The organism is Streptomyces sp. AC602_WCS936 (assembly GCF_019049125.1).
Lineage (GTDB): Bacteria > Actinomycetota > Actinomycetes > Streptomycetales > Streptomycetaceae > Streptomyces.
Genome location: NZ_JAGMUF010000100.1, coordinates 1 through 228 on the forward strand (window position 1 = coordinate 1; position 228 = coordinate 228).

Here is a 228-nt window from a genome sequence, read left to right on the forward strand (position 1 = left end):
GGTGCTCCTGGAGAGCGTCTCCGCCAAGACCGGCTACCCCGCCGACATGCTCGAGACCACCATGGACATCGAAGCCGACCTCGGCATCGACTCCATCAAACGCGTCGAGATCATGGGCACCCTCCGCGACCGCTTCCCCGGCTCCGCCGACGCCGCACCCGAACAACTCGCCGAACTACGCACCCTCGACGACATCATCACCTTCATCACCGACGCCGCCGGCACCAC

The 228-nt window shown here is 66.2% G+C and carries 1 protein-coding gene; it reads left to right on the forward strand.

Features of this window, described 5'->3' with window-relative positions; genetic code table 11:
- Positions 1-228, forward strand: a 228-nt coding sequence (locus KUM03_RS29200) for a phosphopantetheine-binding protein (RefSeq protein WP_217253145.1), incomplete at both ends; no start/stop codon positions are given.